This is a genomic window from Gardnerella piotii (assembly GCF_049815665.1).
GTDB classification, from domain to species: Bacteria; Actinomycetota; Actinomycetes; order Actinomycetales; family Bifidobacteriaceae; genus Bifidobacterium; species Bifidobacterium piotii.
In genome coordinates this window covers 409313-428628 of the sequence record NZ_CP187450.1, presented here as the reverse complement: position 1 = coordinate 428628, position 19316 = coordinate 409313, and the positions used below count along the sequence as shown (strand labels likewise).

The following is a 19316-nucleotide window of genomic DNA, read 5'->3' as shown; positions in this document are numbered from 1 at the left end:
AAAGAAGCATTAATCATGGATATAAAAGAATCAACAATAACACTTGTGCCTTATCCACAAAAATTAAAAATTACAGGAAATGACTCCACAACTCTTCCAGAGTCAAGCTATATTAGTTTCAAAAATATTAAACCAGATACAAGAATTACTACTGCTGGAAAACAGTTATGCGTAGACTTAAAAAATCAATTTAATTTTGATTGGAATGTTAGCTACGGGGATGGCTATAAAAGCGCCATAAATGTATCAATAAACAAGGATCTTTGCGCACAAGAATATAAAATTTATACGTCATTAGCAAATAATCAACCAAGAATAAATCGTGCAATAATCACTGTAGAAGCTAAAGACATTCCGAGTATTTGTTTTGCAATACAAACTATAAGACAGTTAATTAAACAATTTGGAACAAGTATGCCTTTAATAGAAATTGAAGACTTTCCAAAAATACCAGTCAGAGCATACTCTTACGACGTTTCAAGAGGTAGAATACCTAAGCTTTCTTGGCTAAAGATTTTGGTAGATCAATTGTGCTTATACAAATATAACCAGTTACAGCTTTATGTTGAGCATACTATTGATTTAGAAAATACTATTGAATCGTGGATTAAGCATACTCCACTTACATGCAGTGAAATTATTGAACTAGACGAATATTGCTACAACCGAGGAATTGAGCTTGTTCCTACTATGGCAACTTTTGGCCATATGTACGAAGTTTTAAGAAGTCCGTCTTATAGAAACCTTGGCGAATTCCCTAACCAATCACAAAGGCCGTTTAGTTTTGTAGAAAGAATGCTGCATCACACATTTAATCCTGTAAATCCACAAACAATACCATTCATAAGTAAAAGAATTAAAGATTATGCAGCATTATTTAGATCAAATAAATTCAACATTGGCGCAGATGAAACCTTTGATCTTGGCTGCGGAGAAAGCAAAGAAATTGCGCAAAAAGATGGCGTAGCAAACCTATATTCATCTTACGTTCAAAAATTATGCAATACGTTACAAGAAATAGGATCGCAGCCAATAATGTATGCAGATATTGCATTAAAACATCCAAATATGTTATGCGCCATTCCAAAAAATGTTATTTTTGCAAACTGGAATTATGCAGCAAACGTTACAGAAGATAGTGTTAAATTAATACATAATCAAAACGCACAGCAATACGTATGCCCTGGAACACAAACATGGAATAGGCTAATACCAGACTTTGATTGCGCAGTTAGCAACATATCTAAAATGTGTAAATATGCTCACAAAAATAACGCTTGTGGATTATTACTCACAGACTGGGGAGATTATGGTCATATAAATGATCCAATTCTCTCTTTGCCTTATTTGATTATGACTGCTCAATACTCATGGGGATCTAGCAAGATAAGTAAAAACAATGTAGAACACGATTTTACAGATATCAATTCGCTAAATACCTTATTAAAAGATATAAGCAATATTCTTACCGATAACTCTTGCCCTCAATTATGCAATATTCTTCAAGAAGCATCACACTCACAAGCATTTAGCTGGTCAGACGCGGTGCAATTTAAAGAGCTTGATGATAATGGCGATTCAAACAAAGATGTTTTATTCTTATTAGGATTCAAAAAAGACATATCTCTAAAAGAAGCAAGAAAACAGTTTTTGACTGATAGAAATCAACAAATATTAAATGCAGAAAAATACAACAACACATTGTATAAATGCATAAATGATCTTTATAAAACGTACTCTTGCTCCAAATGCTACACACTCAAAGAAAGAACAAATAAAGACTTTATAAACACAACAATTTTAAGCATTCAAGGCCAGCAAATACTTAACAGCCTTGGATTGTATATTCTTAACGCAAGCGCAGAATATTCAAATAGCAGCAGTAAAATAAGCAAAGACCAAGTAGCTTACTTTGTACAGACTATAAACAATTGGTTTGTTCAATATGCGAATAGGTGGAATTCTATAGGAAAATCTGCAGACTTGTACAGGATTCGACAAGTTTTTGATTGGCACATAGATTGGCTGCTAAAAAACGCCAATTAAATATATTACTTTTATTACTTTTTATTACTATTTATTATCCGATGACTATTTTATGAAAATTATAAATATAAGATGAAGGCTTTTATGAATAACACAAACTGCTTAATCAACGAACAAGCAATTCTAGACTCTGGATTAAAAATATCTAACATATTCGATGTAAAACATAGAGTTTTAGGAAGATATAATAATGTAAAAAATCCTTGTGGAAGCAAAAAATACTATTCAACTTATTGGACTGGAAGCGGCGTTGAATTTTTGTATTCAGGAAACTCACTAAAACTTGTAATTGAGTCATCTTACACACAATATGAACCTTGGGTAAGCGTAGACATAGATGGGTGCCAAATAAGCAAACAAGCACTTAACAATGGCGTTAACTTAATCCAATTGTCTAACGATTTAGAAGATAACAAATATCATAAAATACGTTTGCTAAAAGAAACACAGTTTATGCACGAAGACCCGACTCAAACTTTTGTTATAGAAAAAGTCATATATGATGGAACTTTTAGGAATCCAGAAAAACCATCTTTAACCCTTGAATTTATAGGAGACAGTATAACAAGCGCAGAAGGAGCATGCGCAAATGCGAGTATACAGAAATATTGCTCTGCCATTTTTAGCGCTTGGAATGGATACCCTAGAATAGTGTCAGACGCCTTAAATGCAGATTTTAGCGTAATATCTCAAGCAGGCTGGGGAATAGTTTGCAACTGCGAAAATAATCCTAATTGCACATTAACAAATATATACTCAAAAATTTGTAAACCTGCTCAAGGGAGAAACATTGAATTTGGCTGCAACGACAGCTATAAACCAGTAAACAACACTGATTTTATTATTATAAATCTTGGAACAAACGACGCCACAGCTTGCTTTGCAAACGAGTGGGAAGACCCGAAAACACATAAAAAATTCAAGTTAAGTTTAGATAAAAATGCTCTAAACTCAAGTGAAAATGACTTCTTAGATAATGAGTCTGCAAAGATAGTTAAAAACGGCGTAAATAACCTATTAGAAACAGTTAGAAATATTAACCCAGACTCAACCATAATTTGGTGCTATGGGATGCTTGGAAATAGGCTGGAGAATCTTATTAAACAATCCATTAATGATTTCTGCAATAAAACGAGCGACAAGAAAATATTCTATATTGAATTACAAAATACTAGCGATAATAATCTTGGCGCATGCAGTCACCCTGGAAAAATAGCACATAAAAATGCTGCGCAAATCTTAATTAATAAAATAAAACAGTTGATGTAAAGGATGACAATCAAAAAAGAAAGTATGCATTACAAAAAGCGTCTATTATTGCCCGCGTTTGTTTCTTTTTACCCGCGTTTGTTTCTTTTCAACGCAATTCGGGAAACAAACACGCGAAAATCGCTTGCGCTGTCCAAGCGCACTATACTCACGGCGGTATTGAGTGACTGGAAGTAGGCTTCCAAGTATGAGCCTGTTTTGCGGAATTTGGAAGTAGACTTCCAACTTTTGCCATTTTGCACTAAACTTGGAAGTAGACTTCCAACTTGCGAAAGGCAAACGTATGTATTCCAGAACTGATTATCTTAATAAGCTTCTTGCTTTTAAAGACACTGATTTTGTAAAAGTGATAACAGGCGTACGTCGCTGCGGAAAATCGGTAATCCTTAAACAATACATGGATTCTCTTCGCGAGCTTGGGGTGCAAGACTCGCACATAATATACATAAATCTTGAAAGTTTTGAATATCGCGACGTGCTTACAGATTCCAATCTTATGGATGTTATCTGTTCAAAAATGCACAGTGGTAAAAATCCAAGCAGTGGCAAAAGTCAACAAACAAATGTAAATCAACAAAAAACATATATTTTAATAGACGAAATACAGTTTGTAGATGGTTGGCAAAAAGCCATTAACGCACTTAGAGTTAGTTTTAATTGCGATATTGTTATAACGGGTTCTAACGCAAAACTTCTTTCTGGCGAGCTTGCAACTAATTTAAGTGGAAGGTACGTCGAAATACCAGTATATCCGTTCTCTTTCAAGGAATTCTTAGGAGCAAAGCAAATCGACGTTAATTCTAGAGAAGTCGATTTGGTGTATAAAGAATACGAACAATATGGCGGCTTTCCTAGTGTTGTTCTTTCAGATGAGCCGCTTAGATACACCATTCTTTCTGGCATATACGATTCTATTATTCTTAACGATATTGCTGCTCGCGCTCAAATAAAAGATAGTTTTACGCTTAAAAGAATAGTCGCATTTTTGGCTGATAATGTTGGTCAACTTGTTAACGCTTCTAAGGTTACTAGTCTTTTAAAAAACGAGAAGATAGAAGTTTCAAATCATACTATTTCTAGGTATTTAGAGCTTTTGCAAAATGCTTATTTGTTCTTTGAAGTGCGCCCGTACGATATTCGCGGTAAAGCATACTTGAGGCAGAATGCAAAGTATTTTATTGTTGACAGTGGTTTGAGAAATCAGGCAGTTAGTCATCGTCTTGGGAATATGGGTAATCGCTTAGAAAATATTGTATTTTTGGAGTTGCTGCGAAGGGGGTATGACGTTGATGTTGCTCGAGTTGAGGGTAGTGAAGTAGATTTTATTGCGCGCAAGGGCGATTTGGTTGAATATTATCAAGTTACTCAGCAATTGCCAGAAAATACGCATGAAACCGATAATTTGCTTAAATTACGCGATAACTACGCGAAATTCCTTATTACAGGCAGATATGCGGGAGTTGATTTAATAGACGGCATTCACGTTAAGTATGTGGTTGATTGGCTGATTGAAAAGTCTTAATAAGACTTGACAAGTCTTAATAAGTCTTAATAGACGCTAGCAGATTGACCGTCTTTTGGCGCGCGCTGCGACGCTTGCGAGGCCTAAACGCGAAGGCAAGCCATGTCGCTCGCGCGGTCTGAGCGCGCGAACGTCTTCGCCGCACAGAAGCAGTGCTTCTGTTTTGAGCGGCTCAGCGAATCGAAGTGCATTCGCGCGCTACGCTATTCCTCGCGGCTATTAGTAGCCGCTCGGCTGATTTGGCATGTAAAGTCCACTGGACTTTACATTTGAGCCAAATCACGCTTTGAAGGAGCTTGAAATGCGTTATGCAATTTCAAGCTCAGTCAAAGCGCTTTGCAGCGCGGAAGCAGTGCTTCTGCCTTGAGCTGCTCAGCGCTCCAAATTGCCTTCTCGCGCTACGCTTTAAGCTCGAAGGCAGGTTGGCGCGCCTGCTAGGAGAGAAATACTCAAACCTCGCGCAACAGCAAATAGGAAATATCGCGCTACGCTCTAAGCGAAAAGGCAGGTCGGAGAACGCATCAAACAACAAAATAAAAGCCGCAACGAAAAATCCATTGCGGCTTTTATTACTTATAAACCTTTCTAAAATTTTCAACAATGCCTAATACTCTGCAATTTAACAATTACATAACAATTACAGTTAAATACGGCAATAAATAATTTATTTACTAAAATACCTGACTACAATACCTGACTCTACTACGCCTCATCTTTCTCAACGTGCGAATGGCTATAAATCATCTTCATAGAGAAGATGAAAATAACCATAGCTGCAAGAACGATAATTCCGCCTATCATAAACACGTTTGCATATGTGGAAGCAAGGCCGCTTGCTGTTCCAAACATAGATCCTCCGCTCATCGAGCCATTGGCCATAAGCTGTCCGAATAAAGATACACCAATCGAACCAGTAATAGCTTGAAGCAAATCATTAAATCCTAAAGCTCTACCAGATTCTTCAGGTTCTACTGTCAAAGTTGCAGTATCAACAATTGGCTGGTAGAAGAACGAAGTGCCAAAGTAGTAGATGCACGGAGCAACAGCAAGCGCCCAAACCTGGCCTGCAGGAATCAAAATAGCTATTGCAATCAAGCCGCATCCCATGCACGCAAGAGCAAGAATTACCGAAGCTTTGCGTCCAATCTTTTGAATAATAGGACCAGCAACAAATCCCATAATCGCAGCTAAGATGATTGACCAAACAAGCCAATTAGACACTTGGGAAGAATCAATCTTATAAACATTTAATCCAATAGCATTGCATCCTGCATTCAAAGTGTAGCTAAAGAAGTATCCAACAAAGATTACAACCATAGTCATTGCAAATGCTGGATTTGTAAGCATCTTAGGTGTAATGAATGGGTTCTTAGCCTTATTTATATAAACAACAAATGCGATTAACGTAACCACGCAAGCAGCAAGCCAGAAATAATTCATATCTGTAAAGAACATAGTTACAGATGCTGCAAATAGACCTATAAGCGCAAAGCCAATAACATCAATCCTTGCGCCCTTGCAATGTTCATCTGGCAGATTCTTACGCAATACTGGCAGCAAGAACACTGCCAACACGCCAATGCCAAACAGAATTCTCCAATCAACTAGGGTCATATATCCTGCAAGGAACACACCTAAAGCGGCAGCAGCACGGAATACTGCAACAAATATTCCGTACCAAATAACTCGCTTCTTCTTTTCTACATACTTAGAAACCAGCACCAAGAATATAGAGCCAGAAACTTGCCATCCAGCAGATTGTAAAATCCTAGCAATAATTACAATCCAAATATTAAGATGACCAAAGCATCCAAGAACCGATGCAGCAACAAACACAACAGTTCCTAATGTCATCATCTTCTTTAGCGACACAAAATCACCAAGCGAACCATAAATAACGCACACAATACCCAAGACAATTCCTGGCAAAGACGTGATCAATGGAGCAAGGTTTGCTTGTTTTAGCTGGTCTCCAATATTTACGTAAATCATTCCAAAAGCCTGCTGCTGCAATACGCCAAGAGTAAAAATAGCGAGCACAACAGGAATTGCAACTTTTGCCATTTTATTCATTTTTGCGAACTCTTCAGTTCCCTCTTCAGGAACTGGAATGCCATTAGTTCGCTCACTGACTTCAACTTTAGTCATGGCTATTCCTTTCTTCTATTCTTCCAATTAAATGGAATATTTTTGCCACGCCTATATTTTTGACGCAGCATCGCTGGCACAAATCTTCATTTGACTTATGTCAACAACATTTACTTATAAATCAGCTAAATCAGCAATACCCACTAAAAAACGAATTTTCTAACAGATTTCCCTATGCATAGAAAGCTGATATATTTTTTTACAATCATCTGGATTTAGCCTTGCAACGGAACCTATAGAATTATCTTCACCAAAGAACTCAATTTGACTCAGCATCTTATCGATTCCATCTTTTGGCAAACCCGCATCTTCAAAACTCGTAGGCATACCTAAGGATTTGAAAAACTTTTCAGTTTCCAAAATTCCCTTATTTGCTAAATAAGATTCACTATCTACAGTGCTAACATTTGCTTCAGTAGAAATGCCAAACACTTCTTTTGCGTATCTAGCAAATCTCTTAGCATTCTTGCTAGAAGCAACCTTCATCCATGAACACATGATTATAGATAATGTTGCACCATGAGGAGTGTTATATAGAGCACTAATCTCATTCGCTAACGTGTGCGTAGACCAATCTTCATTGCGACCAATACTAAAAGTATTATTCTGAGCAATTGTTGAAATCCACATAATCTGCGCACGCAAATCATAGTTTTCCAGATTTTCCAAACAGCGCGGACCTATGGAAATTAGAGTGCGCAGAACGCCCTCGCACATTGAATCCACTACCCCGAAATCGTTATCATCGCTAAAATATCTTTCGCAAATATGACTAAACATGTCTACTATTCCGCATGCTGTTGGATATGCTGGAACGCTAAGAGTTAGCTCTGGATTCATAAAAGCAACAACAGGTCTGACTATTGTATTAGATATAAGCAGCTTAAGATGCTCAGAGTCATTATTTATAACCACTACTTTGCTTGATTCACTACCCGACGCAGGCAAAGTAAGCACAGAAAACACTGGCAAACTAGACTTTACTTTCGCAAACCCAGTAAAATAATCCCATACATCACAATTACCAGCAGCTCCAATACCTATAGCTTTAGAAGAATCAATTACCGAACCACCTCCAATTGCAACGATGCCATCAATGCAATTATTTTTTACAACTTCAATACCTTTTCTAACTAGCGATAGCTTCGGATTTGGCTCAACTCCACCAAGATCAACAAAATCAATATTGTATTTATGCAAACTATTTTTAATATCAAAAAGAATATGTGAAAGGTATTCTCCCCCATCATAATGAAGAAGAACCTTAGATATACCTCTATCTTTTAATTCTTTTCCAACTTTACATTGAGCATTCCTGCCAAACACAAACTTAGTTCCAATGCAAAGATCAAAATTATTAATCATGATTACCGAACCTCCAGCAAAGAGTTTCTTTCTTCATTTGCAATATCAGAAGAAAATAGAACTGAAGAAATGTCATTTACGCAATTAGCTAAATACTTTGGCCTGGCCAACTTCAATGCAGAGATTTCACCGTCTCCATAAGATACAGCAATACAATCAACACAATTTTCTCTAGAAGACTCAACGTCGCTATAGGAATCTCCAATATATACACAATCAAAAGGGCTAATATTATATTTACTAATCATTAAAGAAATCATTTCTTTCTTGCTCATATAAACTTTCGATTCAGAATACAAAGAATCTGGAGAAATCCAACTGTCGAATAGCTCAATCCATTTTTTTATATTCAAAATCTTTTCCAATGCATCCAATGGCTTATTCGTAACTATTGCATTTATTACTCCGCATTTTTTAAGTTTCAAAATAAGCCGAGCAATACCCGCATACATGTGCGTACTATGAAAATTATTTAAATTCCTATAATGATTACTAATATCTGAATCGAATTTTTTATAAAATTCAAATCCAGGATATGGGATGAGGTACTTAAATATTTCTAATGTTGACTTACTCAAATTAGAACTATTAGATATAAATCCTTCAGGAAGCTTAGACCCACAAGCACATGCGGCATAGTTTATGGAACGCCACACGTCTTCGCTTGTACTGGCTATGGTTCCATCAAAATCCCAAAGGATTAATTTATACCTCATCCCAAGCCCTTTCTTTATAGATTGTTAATAATGAACAATGTTTCTAAATAGCGTTTCTTAATACTGTTTCTAAAACTAAATTAGTTATAACTTTCAAGAGTCTTGTAAAGCATATCTACAAATCCAGGGAAATCTAGCTCAAGAGCTGCTTCTGCGTTAGGTTCCTTACCTCTTGGCTCCATAGTTGGAGTACGCTCTAAATCAACAGCTGGATTTTCGCCACGTAGATGTCTGTAATCACATACAGTCATTCCTCTTGTTAGCTTTCCATCAAGCTCAACGTCAATATGCATTGGCACAGCCTTAATAAGTTCAGGGAAAGCAACCCATGTTACAGCACAAGCATCATGCATTGTTGCGCCTGTTAGATTTGTTTCTTCAGCACATGTTCCTATAAAGAATTCAGTTAAATCAGCAGCTAACATTGCTGCTTTTGTTCCAATTTGCCTAAATTTAGCAACATGCTCTGCTTTAAGATCGCATTGACGAGTTAAATTAATTCCAGTCATTTTTACATGAATTCCAGAATTAAACACTCTAGACGCTGCTTCTGGATCAACAAAAATATTGAATTCTGCCGATGGAGTCCAATTTCCAAAAGTAACAGACCCACCCATGATGCATATTTCTTTGACTCTATCAACAATTCTAGGTTCTCTATTTATTGCAGATGCTATGTTTGTTAGCGGACCTGTAGCTATAAGAGTTACATCATCTGTGCTCATAACTGTGTCAACAATAAAATCTACAGCATGCTTATTCTGTGGCGTATAAACAGGATCTGGAAGAACTGGACCATCTAGACCAGTAACACCATGGAATTGAGGCGCAGTAACAAGAGGCGCAACCATAGGACAGCTATGCCCAGGGTAAACACCAATATTATCTGCCTCGCCTAAAACTTCAAGAATTTTAATTGCATTAGTCGTCACATTTTCTAATGGACTATTACCGCCAATTGTTGTAATTCCTAGAACATTAAGATGCTTAACAGCAATCATTATTCCAAATGCATCATCATGACCTGGATCACAATCCAAAATTACTTTCTTTTTATTACTCATTATTAATGACTTCCTTATCATATTGTTTGGTAACTTATTATTTATTGCATTATTTATTAATCAATAACCTCAATTGTTATTTGAAAGTTTTTACATCATAATGCAACAAAAATTCATTAATTTGATTGATATTAGGAGAATTCCTAGCACCTTTATGCGCTACTGAATACGCAGCAACAGCATTCCCATACAGTAAGGATCGTTCAATATTAGAACAATCCAACATAGATTTTATGTAACCAGCGTTATAAATATCGCCAGCACCTATAGTATCTACAACATCAACATTGAACGGTGGAGCAGATATAACGCTACTATTCTTAAATCCTATAGAGCCGTTTGCACCATCTCTTGCAACAACTGTACGTCCATTAACAGATAAATCTTTTGCATTATTTTCCCATGTATCATCTCCTAAATAAGAAAACTCGTCTGGACCAGAACCTAATAAATGAGTTACATATGGCATTATTCCCATCAAAGCATCATAAAAATCAGGATTTAATACGCCATTATCAACTCGTAAATTCAAATCGAATGAAGTAGGAATTCCGAGATTATAAGCCTCTCTAAATATGCGCGTAATAGAATCTCTTGCAGAAGTGTTATACACAAGGCACATACCAGAAGAATGAATCCAATCAGAGTTTCTAACAGCATTCATAATGCGATCATCAAGATCTAGCACCTTAAAGGATTGGCTCTCTCTTGGCCAACCCCACAAATACCTTTCACCAAACTCATCTACAAACGCAAACACTCCAACGGTATTTAACTCAGCATGCGTGCGCAAATAGGTTGTGTCAACGCCTTCCTTAGCAAAATCATCTAAAACAAAACGACCATATTGGTCATTCCCTATAGAACCAACAAAATATGTATTAACTGCTAATCTAGAAAGCGCAACAGCAGTATTGGCAGAAGTACCTCCACCTTGAATAGATACATCAGGATACTTAACAATAGTTCTTTGCTTATTCAAAAATCGCGGATAAGGAACTATAATATCTACATTTGCATCGCCAACAACAATAACATTATGCATTTAACGCCGCCTTAATAAAAGCTTCCACTTTTACAGGATCCTTACATCTCAACGTATTTGCACGCTCGTCTTTGTAATTTGTAAGACTAAATGAGTCAACACCATACGGGTTAGTATCATGAATCGCATCAGCAACATTAGAAGCATCAAGGCCTCCAGCAATAATGCATTTAACAGATGTAGAGTCAATAATCTCCTTATCGATAGACCTATCGTGCTCAATTCCAGTTGCGCCTATGTCGTTAGCATCTGGCGATTTTGTGTCTATTAAAAAGAAGTCGGAAACTTTTTCATAATCTTTAACATATTGGAGAACTTTTTGCTCTTCTAAAGGAACGCCTTTAAGAACAGGTATAGCTTGCATAATAAGAAGCTCAGGAAACCTACTTTTTAACTCACCAACTTGTTCAGGAGTTATACCTTCTATGTCTCCAGATAAATGCAAAACATCTGGCATTGCTAAATTTAAGTCTTCACTAATTTCGTCTATATTCTCCGAACACGTTAAGCCAATTCTTACGGCACCTGGTTGTACACCATTAAAAATCTCTTTTGCTTGCGAGCAAGACAACTGACCTGGAGTATGTTGAATATGCCCATAGCTTACGCCAATATGCTTAGCGCCAAGACTTACAACCATACGCGCATCTTCCACAGTCCTAATTCCATAAATTTGTACAATAACGTCAGCCATATTATTCACCTTTCACTGTTAAACAATTCAACAAACGCTGGCACAGTAAATGGAGTGCCATTCATACCAACTTTTTGCGCAACTCTTGTAATCGGTGGAGGAGTTACAAAAGATAATCGCAAGATATCCGTTTGAGAAAACACCTTCTCTGCTGGCCCATCTAACAAAACTCTTCCAGACTGCATAACAATTATTCGACTAAAATTCTCCGTAACAAACTTCATGTCATGCGATATTGTTATGCACAATTTTCCTTGAGATTGCAGCGTCTTTATAATCTTCTTAAGACGTAGATTCCCTAAAACATCTTGACCACATGTAGGCTCATCAAAAATAATGACTTTTGGATCCATCATAAGTATTGCGCCAATAGTGCAGAATTTTTTCTCTGTTAAAGATAGGTCAAAAGGATGGATATCTAACTTATTGTTAAGACCAACAAGATTTGACACTAATTCCATGCGTTCTTCGATTAATTTTGAATCCATTTTTATTTGTTCTGGACCAAACGAAAATTCTTTACGAACACTCTCTAAAAACAGCTGGTCATCTGGATTTTGGAATACATACCCAACTTCGCAAGCCCATTCAGAGGTATCTTTAGTATCAACATTTATCCCATCAATTAAGACTTTGCCCGAAGTTGCTTTAAGAATACCGTTAAAATGCTTAACAAGCGTTGTTTTACCAGCGCCATTTTGACCAATTATTGCAACAGGCTCGTTGCCGCTAATGCTAAAAGAAACACCATCAAGCGCTTTGTGCCCCGATTTATATTCGTGCACAAGATTGATAACATCTAACTTCATGAGTTAACCTCACTTTTATTAGAACGTATGCTACTTTTAACAAGATCAACTGCCTGATTCTCGGTGATAGGAATTTTAGTCACATTTACTCCGCAATCGGCAATAGCAAAACCGAGTTTTACGTAGTCTGGAGGTTCAATTCCGTGATTAGTAATATCTGGATTTGTAAATACTTCATAAGGCGATCCACTTGTAAAAACTTCGCCATTATCCAGCACCATAACAGTATCAGCGCACCTTGCAACGCGCTCCATATCGTGATCAACCATAATCACAGTTACGCCACTATTATTGAGACGTTTTACAATGTCAAAAATCTCCTCGCTGCCAAGTGGATCAAGTTGTGTTGTACACTCATCTAAAACCAAAATCTTAGGTTCCATAATAAAAGTTGATCCAAATGCAACTCTTTGAATCTGTCCACCCGAAAGCTCAAGAGGATTTCGGTCTAAAATATCACTTATACGCATTAATTCTGCAACTTGAATAACTTTTTCAGTCATCTCCTTACGAGCAACACCTTGATTACATAATCCATATGCAAGCTCTTCTGCAACAGTGCCCGAAGTGTAGCTAAGTTGATTAAACGGATTTTGAAATACTAGACCGATTGTTTTAGAAAGTTTAGCTACACTAGAAGAAGAAACATCATTGCCGTCAACAACCACTTTTCCACGCGATTTGCCAACAAAATAATGCGGTATTAAGCCAACTAATGCATTACATAATGTTGATTTACCAGATCCGTTAGCGCCTATGATACATAAAAAGCTTCCCTCTTTAACATCAAAGCTTATATGTTTTAATGCACTTTTCTTACTACCGCTGTATCTATATGAAAAATCTTTTACGGAGAGAATATTATTCATTTTAGACCCCCATAATAAGGAATAATTCCAACATAGAAACAGGTAGATAGAACTAAAGAGATAGCAAGAATTAGTAATAACATGTAAGTCAAAACTGAGTCATAAACTCTCCATTGGACTTCTACTATGCTTGTTCTTTTTACTCCACTTACACCAAAGCCACGCGTTTCTAATGTCATTCCTCGCTCTTGAGCATCAGTCAAAGAGCTTAAAACAACAGGCCCAAGTAAAGGTATTAGCGCACGCAATCTGCCAATCGCACTTCCAGACATTTTTAACCCTCTAGCGCTTTGAGCCTGGCTAATAACAGACATTCGTCTTTGCATTTGCGGAACAACATTTAAGCTTGCTAAAACTAAGTAACCTATTTTTGCAGGAAGACCTATACCAGTTAAAGCAGCGACCATACTGCCTATATAAGTAGTTTTATTCATAATGTAAAAACTGCCCAAAAATACTAGAACAGTAACTACTACTCTTCCCGCATAAATCATTCCTTCGAGACCAAGTTTTGCAAATCCAAAATCCGCTATAAAGGTTTTATTACTGGGACTATATAGCCCTTGTATAAACATAAGCATTAATGTCATTGGTATTCCAAAGCCAAACATAAGTTTTACATATGGAACAACAATCCTTGCAATACTTGCTACAACAAAAAGAACTACAATAAATGCAATTCCTAGACAAGGATCTGGCCATGCCATAGATGAGATTCCTAAAGTAAAAATAGCAATTATTTTTGTTATAGGATTCAGCATAGAAACAGGATTATTATCGCAACGCTGCCATGTTAAACAACTTTTATTATCACTCATTGCAACATAACTCCCTCGTTAAACTTATGAAACCATAAAACCATGAAGCTGATTCAAGATTGTTAAATCAGCTTCTTCGCCAAAAAACTAATTAATCAACAGAATCTTCATCATATTCATCTGATTCATCAGAATTATCCGAATCATCTGAATTGCCTGCAGCATATTGACTTAAGAACCTCTTAGGCACCTTTTTAACAATAAAGTAGGCAACAGCAACAGCAATTCCCTTATCTAATAGGTTCTCAATAATTGATGATGAAAATACAGAAGCAAAAATATTTTTCATTGCTACAACAAGCGTTGCAGTAAGAACCGAGGTTCCATTAATGCCAGTTGCTCCACTAAAAACAAATACTGTTATAAGTGATGCAGAAACGGCGTTTACTAAGGTTACAACAACCCAAACAATTAGAACACCCCACCACTTTTTGAATAAACCTGCCTTAACCATATAACCAACAACAAGACCACATAAAACGCTAACTACCGCATAAGGTAAATTAACTGGATTTGCCACCAATGCTAAAAATACATTTGTTAAGAACCCAGTTAAGGCAGCAACCCACGGTCCCGATAAGCAGGCAACTACCATAGTTCCAATCATATCTAGAAACAGAGGGAGCTTTAGCGTTGAGCATAGAGTACCGCCAATAAGATTTATACCTACTGCAATAGGAATCAAAACTAACGATTTAGTTGAGAATTGATTCTTAATATTCTCAATAAATAATAGCTTCTTTGCCATCATGCACCACCCTTCAACAAAATGTTGATAAGTCTTGCAAAGTTGTTAATTCTTTCAAAATTTCAACAAAACAACACTGTATGAAAATTGTTTCCTAAACAGTTTTCATAATTCATCTTAGAATAATAAATACTTATTGTCAATAATGCACAGTTATGAATAAACTATATCTTTGAAGACAAAAAAGAAGGAATCAAATGAACATTAAAGACATAGCTCGATTATCCAAAGTTTCAGCATCAACTGTGTCAAAAATTGTTAACAGTAAAGATGATTCAATCAGTTCTGAAACTCGCGAGCGCGTCTTATCTGTAATACGACAATATCACTACACTCCATATGCAAAAATATCGTCGCAATCAAAAACTTGGCATATTGCAGTAATTCTTAGATCTTCAATATCTTTTGACACAACTTTAGACGGAATAATACAAACAGCACAACAATCAGGCTATGGAACAGTAGTTTTCAATAGCTATTCAAACATAGAACAAGAAAGTAAAAATATAAGCGCGCTTAGCAAACACAAAATCGACGGTGTTATATGGGAGCCAGTAAGCAAAGAAAGCTTTAATAAATTAAAAGGAATTGAACACGAAATACCATGGCTAACTATTGGATCAATAGGAGGCGACGAATCACTATTATTGCCCTATTCAGATGCAGCATATAAACTGACGGAACAACTAATATCGCATGGTCACACATCAATAGGATGTTTAATGACAGATGGAAGAAGAACAAAAGATTTTCTTAACGGATTCAAATCATGCTTATTTGACCATCACCTCGATTTTGACGAAAGCAGAATATTTTTTGACCTCAACGACAAATTAGTAGAAAAAATAAGCGATCACTCTATTACTGCGCTCGTGTCTTCTCATTATAGAAAAGCTTTAGAATTTCAACAGTTAATGACTTCTCTAAATAGAAGCATTCCCGAGGACGTGTCACTCGTATCCATAAAAAACGACACAAACAAACAGCCTATATTGGCAAAAAACTCTGAAATATCTACATATACAATCCGCAACGCTGATTTTGGGTCATACTTGTGCAGCAAGCTTATAGACGAAATAGAAAAAAGACATGAATCAAAGACTTCTTTCGTTCAAGAATTCCATCTGGACAACACAAGAACTATAGGATCACCATCTCAGCTAAGAAAACAAAAGATAACAATTATAGGATCTATTAACCTAGACACATGCCTATCTGTGCAAAATTTGCCAAGTAAAAATGAAAGCATTAATGTTCAAACTTCTAAAACTTATCCAAACGGTAGCGCAATAAACCAAGCTATAGCAGTATCTAACCTTGGCCAACGTGTAACCCTAATAGGAAATGTTGGATACGACTTGGATGCAGACAAAATATATAAAACACTTTCACAATGGGCAATAGATTCATCTGGCGTAATACGCAAACATGAATCTCACACTGGAAAAGCGTACACATTAGTAGACGCTTGCGGAGATTCAATAACATCTGTAATATCTGGCGCAAATAGCACATTAAATCAATCAAACATACAAGATAGAGCTAATTTGTTTGAAAACACAGCATATTGCATAATTCAATCAGATATACCTGTCGATGCAATAATATCTGCGTGCAAAATCGCTAAAAAAGCTGGTGCAAAAATCATATTCAATCATGTTTCATCCGAAAACATACCGAAAGAAATAATAGATAAAATAGATATTTTATTTACGAATATAGATAGTAAAAACACTGATCGAATTGAGGAAATAGCAAAAGAAAAATCCTCATCTTTTATAAATAAAGGCGTAAAAACAGTAATTATAAATATGCTGCATAAAGGATACTTACTATCTGATTACAAAGAAGAAAAAATAGTAAATAGCAACGAACCCAACATCGAGAAGTATAGCAACTGCAGTGATGCTTTTGTATCAGCACTAGCAGCATATATGCTATATGGTTACACCACAAACCAAGCAGCAGAAATTGCGGCCTACGCTGCAAATTATTCGAATTCTAGAGAAGAGATAACACCATCTTTTATAGACAAATATACTTTAGAAACAAGTATAACTATGCCTAAAAGCAGTTTGATAAACCAGTAGACGCTTTTTGTAGCTATAATCAGCGCGAGAAGCCACAAACACCGTAGTGCAATTGTAGTAGTGCGATTGTGCTGAATTTCGGTTTTTTGATGCAAACACACTACATTAGACTGGAAAACAAAAAGGCTTGTTAGAAACCTAACAAGCCTTTAATACTAAAGAACAGAATCCCGTCCCTAGCGGAAAACCATCTCTAGCAACAAGCATTAAGCACCTGCAAGCAGAATAAAGAACCTACACGGTAAGAAAAGGAAATTTCGGCAAACCGAGCAAACTCTAAACCCCGCGTGCAAGCTGCAGCACAAAACACGCGCCGCCGCCTAACGCAAGCCTATTTCAGGCGCGCACTCACACACTTAGCATAAGTGCGCGCGCAATGCTTAGTGACGAGCCTTGCGAACAGCAGCACCCATGCCAGCAAGCATGGTGGCAGCCAAAGCGGTCAAAGTTACGCCAACACCAGTACCAGTGTGGGTGTTACCGCGCTTGTCCTTGTCCTTCTTGTTCTCAACCTCAGTCTTAGCACCAGCCTTACCAGCAGCACCGTTTGCGCCAGCAGCTGGAGCACCTGGCTTACCTGGCTGGCCAGCTGGAGCACCAGGAGCAACAAATGGGTCAGAAGAGCCTACAAAACCAACACCATACTGGAAGTCACTACGAAGCAACTTAGCAGTCTCTGGAGCAACAAAACCAAGAACCAAAGACTCCTTATGATTCTTAGCATCACCATACGCTTTCTCGTAAGCTCCGAAAGCCACATCATACTTGCCGAAAGCCTCATCATACTTGCCCTTGGCGTCGCTAACCTTGCCCTCAAGCTTAGATACAGCAGCGTCAGCATCTTCCTTAGCCTTCTGCAAGCGACCAAGTGTAGCCGCATCACGCTTAGACATATCATCGGAATGCTCATTCTGGAAATCAGTATAAGCCTTCAAAGCAGCAGAAGCCTTAGCCTTAGCAGCCTTCAACTCACCGTCAAGCTTGTTAGCCTTAGCAAAAGCGTCGCGAACGCTCTTATCGGCAGCCTGAAGCTTAGTAGACGCAGCCTGCAAAGCAGCAGTGTAATCAGCATCAGATGGATCCTCAGCCTTTGGAGTTTTAGCATCCTTCTCCAAGGAAGCAAGATACTGAGCATGGAGATCCTTTACCTTCTGCTCCTGCTCGTTGTAATCCTTGACATTCTTATTGTAAGTAGCCAAGTCGTTTGCATACTTCTGTGCTGCTTCGTACTTATCAGCCTTAGCTGTAGTCTTCTTGGATTCGTCAAGAACCTTAGTTCCATTCTCATCTTTAAGGCAAGCAAGAACTTCAGCATCTTTTGGAACAGCTGGCTTATCCTTCTTCTCATCTGGCTTGGTCATGCCCTTAAGAGTCTTATTAGCCTCATCATACTGCTTTTTTAAATCAGCAGTCGTTGGAGCCTTTGCAGCTTCAGGAGCCTTAGGAGCATCAGCAGCAAAAGCTGGGGTTGCCATTGCAAAGCCGGCAAGCAAAGTAGCGCCAGCAGCGAAAGCGGCGATAGCCTTCTTATTCATCATTTTATTTCCTTTCTTCTTCTCCTATGCGTTAGGGGCGCATAGAAAAATTTGCTCCACAATCCAAAAACGGATTGTGGCACACGGCCAAACTAGGTGCGGCCATGTTTGCTATTAACATACCCCCCCCCCGTTTGAAAAAGTCAAGCCCCAGCCACACGTGCTAAACCGAAAAAATGATGTTATACACAAACTAATTCACAATAAAGGCCACATTGCCGTAAAATTTGTGGATAAACAATACTTAAACCGTAAAAATACGCATTTCAAGGTTTTTGAAGAATTTTCCCAGGTTTTTTTAAGGAAACGTTATTCGCGCGTGTCGCGGTACAAACGCACTACAAGGTTGCATAGGTTACATAAAGCTAGGTAGAGATTCGAGATTTTTTGCAGCGGATGAAGCGAACCTCAGCATGAAATGGTGATTCGCTGAAGTAGCAAGAAAAATCGAGAATCTCAGGCGATTAAGCAATACGCAATTGTTCAAACACGTAAGAGGGCTGGGTGATTCTTGGTCGAACAGTATAAGAGCGGCAGCCGATACCAAATAATCCAATGGCACACGCCTACAAACAAAC

15 protein-coding genes are annotated in these 19316 nt (G+C 37.4%); 4 read left to right on the top strand and 11 right to left on the bottom strand.

What is annotated here, in order from left to right; translation table 11 throughout:
* The first annotated feature begins 15 nt into the window (after positions 1–15).
* The 3 genes from ACPEIW_RS01835 to ACPEIW_RS01825 all read left to right on the top strand — a co-directional run bounded on the left by ACPEIW_RS01835 (position 16) and on the right by ACPEIW_RS01825 (position 4837).
* The gene (locus tag ACPEIW_RS01835) at positions 16–2046 is read left to right on the top strand and encodes a beta-N-acetylhexosaminidase (protein WP_425664034.1); all 2031 of its coding nucleotides are present in this window, start codon (positions 16–18) and stop codon (positions 2044–2046) included.
* A gap of 84 nt (positions 2047–2130) precedes the next feature.
* Positions 2131–3315: a GDSL family lipase gene (locus tag ACPEIW_RS01830; protein ID WP_425664032.1), complete on the top strand. Its 1185-nt coding sequence runs from the start codon at positions 2131–2133 to the stop codon at positions 3313–3315.
* Between the two features lie 283 nt (positions 3316–3598).
* Positions 3599–4837 (top strand): ATP-binding protein, encoded by a 1239-nt coding sequence (locus tag ACPEIW_RS01825; RefSeq protein ID WP_425664030.1) that lies wholly within the window; start codon positions 3599–3601, stop codon positions 4835–4837.
* Between the two features lie 702 nt (positions 4838–5539).
* On the opposite strand, the gene ACPEIW_RS01820 is transcribed toward ACPEIW_RS01825, so the two are convergent.
* From ACPEIW_RS01820 to ACPEIW_RS01775, 10 genes are all read right to left on the bottom strand, one after another.
* Entirely contained in the window at positions 5540–6985 is a 1446-nt protein-coding gene (locus ACPEIW_RS01820; protein WP_116285565.1) for an MFS transporter, read from the bottom strand.
* Between the two features lie 159 nt (positions 6986–7144).
* The gene (locus tag ACPEIW_RS01815) at positions 7145–8350 is read right to left on the bottom strand and encodes an iron-containing alcohol dehydrogenase (RefSeq protein ID WP_016785560.1); all 1206 of its coding nucleotides are present in this window, start codon (positions 8348–8350) and stop codon (positions 7145–7147) included.
* Positions 8351–8352: 2 nt separating this feature from the next.
* Complete coding sequence (locus tag ACPEIW_RS01810) at positions 8353–9066, bottom strand: HAD family hydrolase (RefSeq protein ID WP_016635356.1); 714 nt, start codon at positions 9064–9066, stop codon at positions 8353–8355.
* Positions 9067–9146: 80 nt separating this feature from the next.
* On the bottom strand, positions 9147–10130 hold the full coding sequence (locus ACPEIW_RS01805) for a nucleoside hydrolase (protein ID WP_425664027.1): 984 nt from the start codon (positions 10128–10130) through the stop codon (positions 9147–9149).
* 76 nt (positions 10131–10206) lie between these two features.
* Positions 10207–11175, bottom strand: a complete 969-nt coding sequence (locus ACPEIW_RS01800) for a carbohydrate kinase family protein (RefSeq protein ID WP_425664025.1) — start codon at positions 11173–11175, stop codon at positions 10207–10209.
* Positions 11168–11869 carry a phosphoribosylanthranilate isomerase gene (locus ACPEIW_RS01795; RefSeq protein ID WP_422112755.1) on the bottom strand — a complete coding sequence of 234 codons (702 nt, stop codon included), beginning with the start codon at positions 11867–11869 and terminating at the stop codon, positions 11168–11170. The genes ACPEIW_RS01800 and ACPEIW_RS01795 overlap by 8 nt, the downstream gene beginning before the upstream one ends.
* A 5-nt stretch (positions 11870–11874) precedes the next feature.
* On the bottom strand, positions 11875–12678 hold the full coding sequence (locus tag ACPEIW_RS01790) for an energy-coupling factor ABC transporter ATP-binding protein (protein WP_004133370.1): 804 nt from the start codon (positions 12676–12678) through the stop codon (positions 11875–11877).
* The gene (locus ACPEIW_RS01785) at positions 12675–13547 is read right to left on the bottom strand and encodes an energy-coupling factor ABC transporter ATP-binding protein (protein WP_116285560.1); all 873 of its coding nucleotides are present in this window, start codon (positions 13545–13547) and stop codon (positions 12675–12677) included. Before ACPEIW_RS01785 ends, ACPEIW_RS01790 begins: the two co-directional genes overlap by 4 nt.
* On the bottom strand, positions 13544–14365 hold the full coding sequence (locus tag ACPEIW_RS01780) for an energy-coupling factor transporter transmembrane component T (RefSeq protein ID WP_425664022.1): 822 nt from the start codon (positions 14363–14365) through the stop codon (positions 13544–13546). Before ACPEIW_RS01780 ends, ACPEIW_RS01785 begins: the two co-directional genes overlap by 4 nt.
* A gap of 91 nt (positions 14366–14456) precedes the next feature.
* Entirely contained in the window at positions 14457–15113 is a 657-nt protein-coding gene (locus tag ACPEIW_RS01775; RefSeq protein ID WP_032813263.1) for an ECF transporter S component, read from the bottom strand.
* Between the two features lie 197 nt (positions 15114–15310).
* Here ACPEIW_RS01775 and ACPEIW_RS01770 point away from each other — a divergent pair, with 197 nt between their 5' ends.
* Positions 15311–17203 (top strand): PfkB family carbohydrate kinase, encoded by a 1893-nt coding sequence (locus tag ACPEIW_RS01770; protein WP_016829301.1) that lies wholly within the window; start codon positions 15311–15313, stop codon positions 17201–17203.
* A 380-nt stretch (positions 17204–17583) separates the two neighbouring features.
* Here ACPEIW_RS01770 and ACPEIW_RS01765 read toward each other — a convergent pair whose 3' ends face one another.
* Positions 17584–18741: a hypothetical protein gene (locus tag ACPEIW_RS01765; protein WP_425664020.1), complete on the bottom strand. Its 1158-nt coding sequence runs from the start codon at positions 18739–18741 to the stop codon at positions 17584–17586.
* Positions 18742–19316 lie beyond the last annotated feature (575 nt).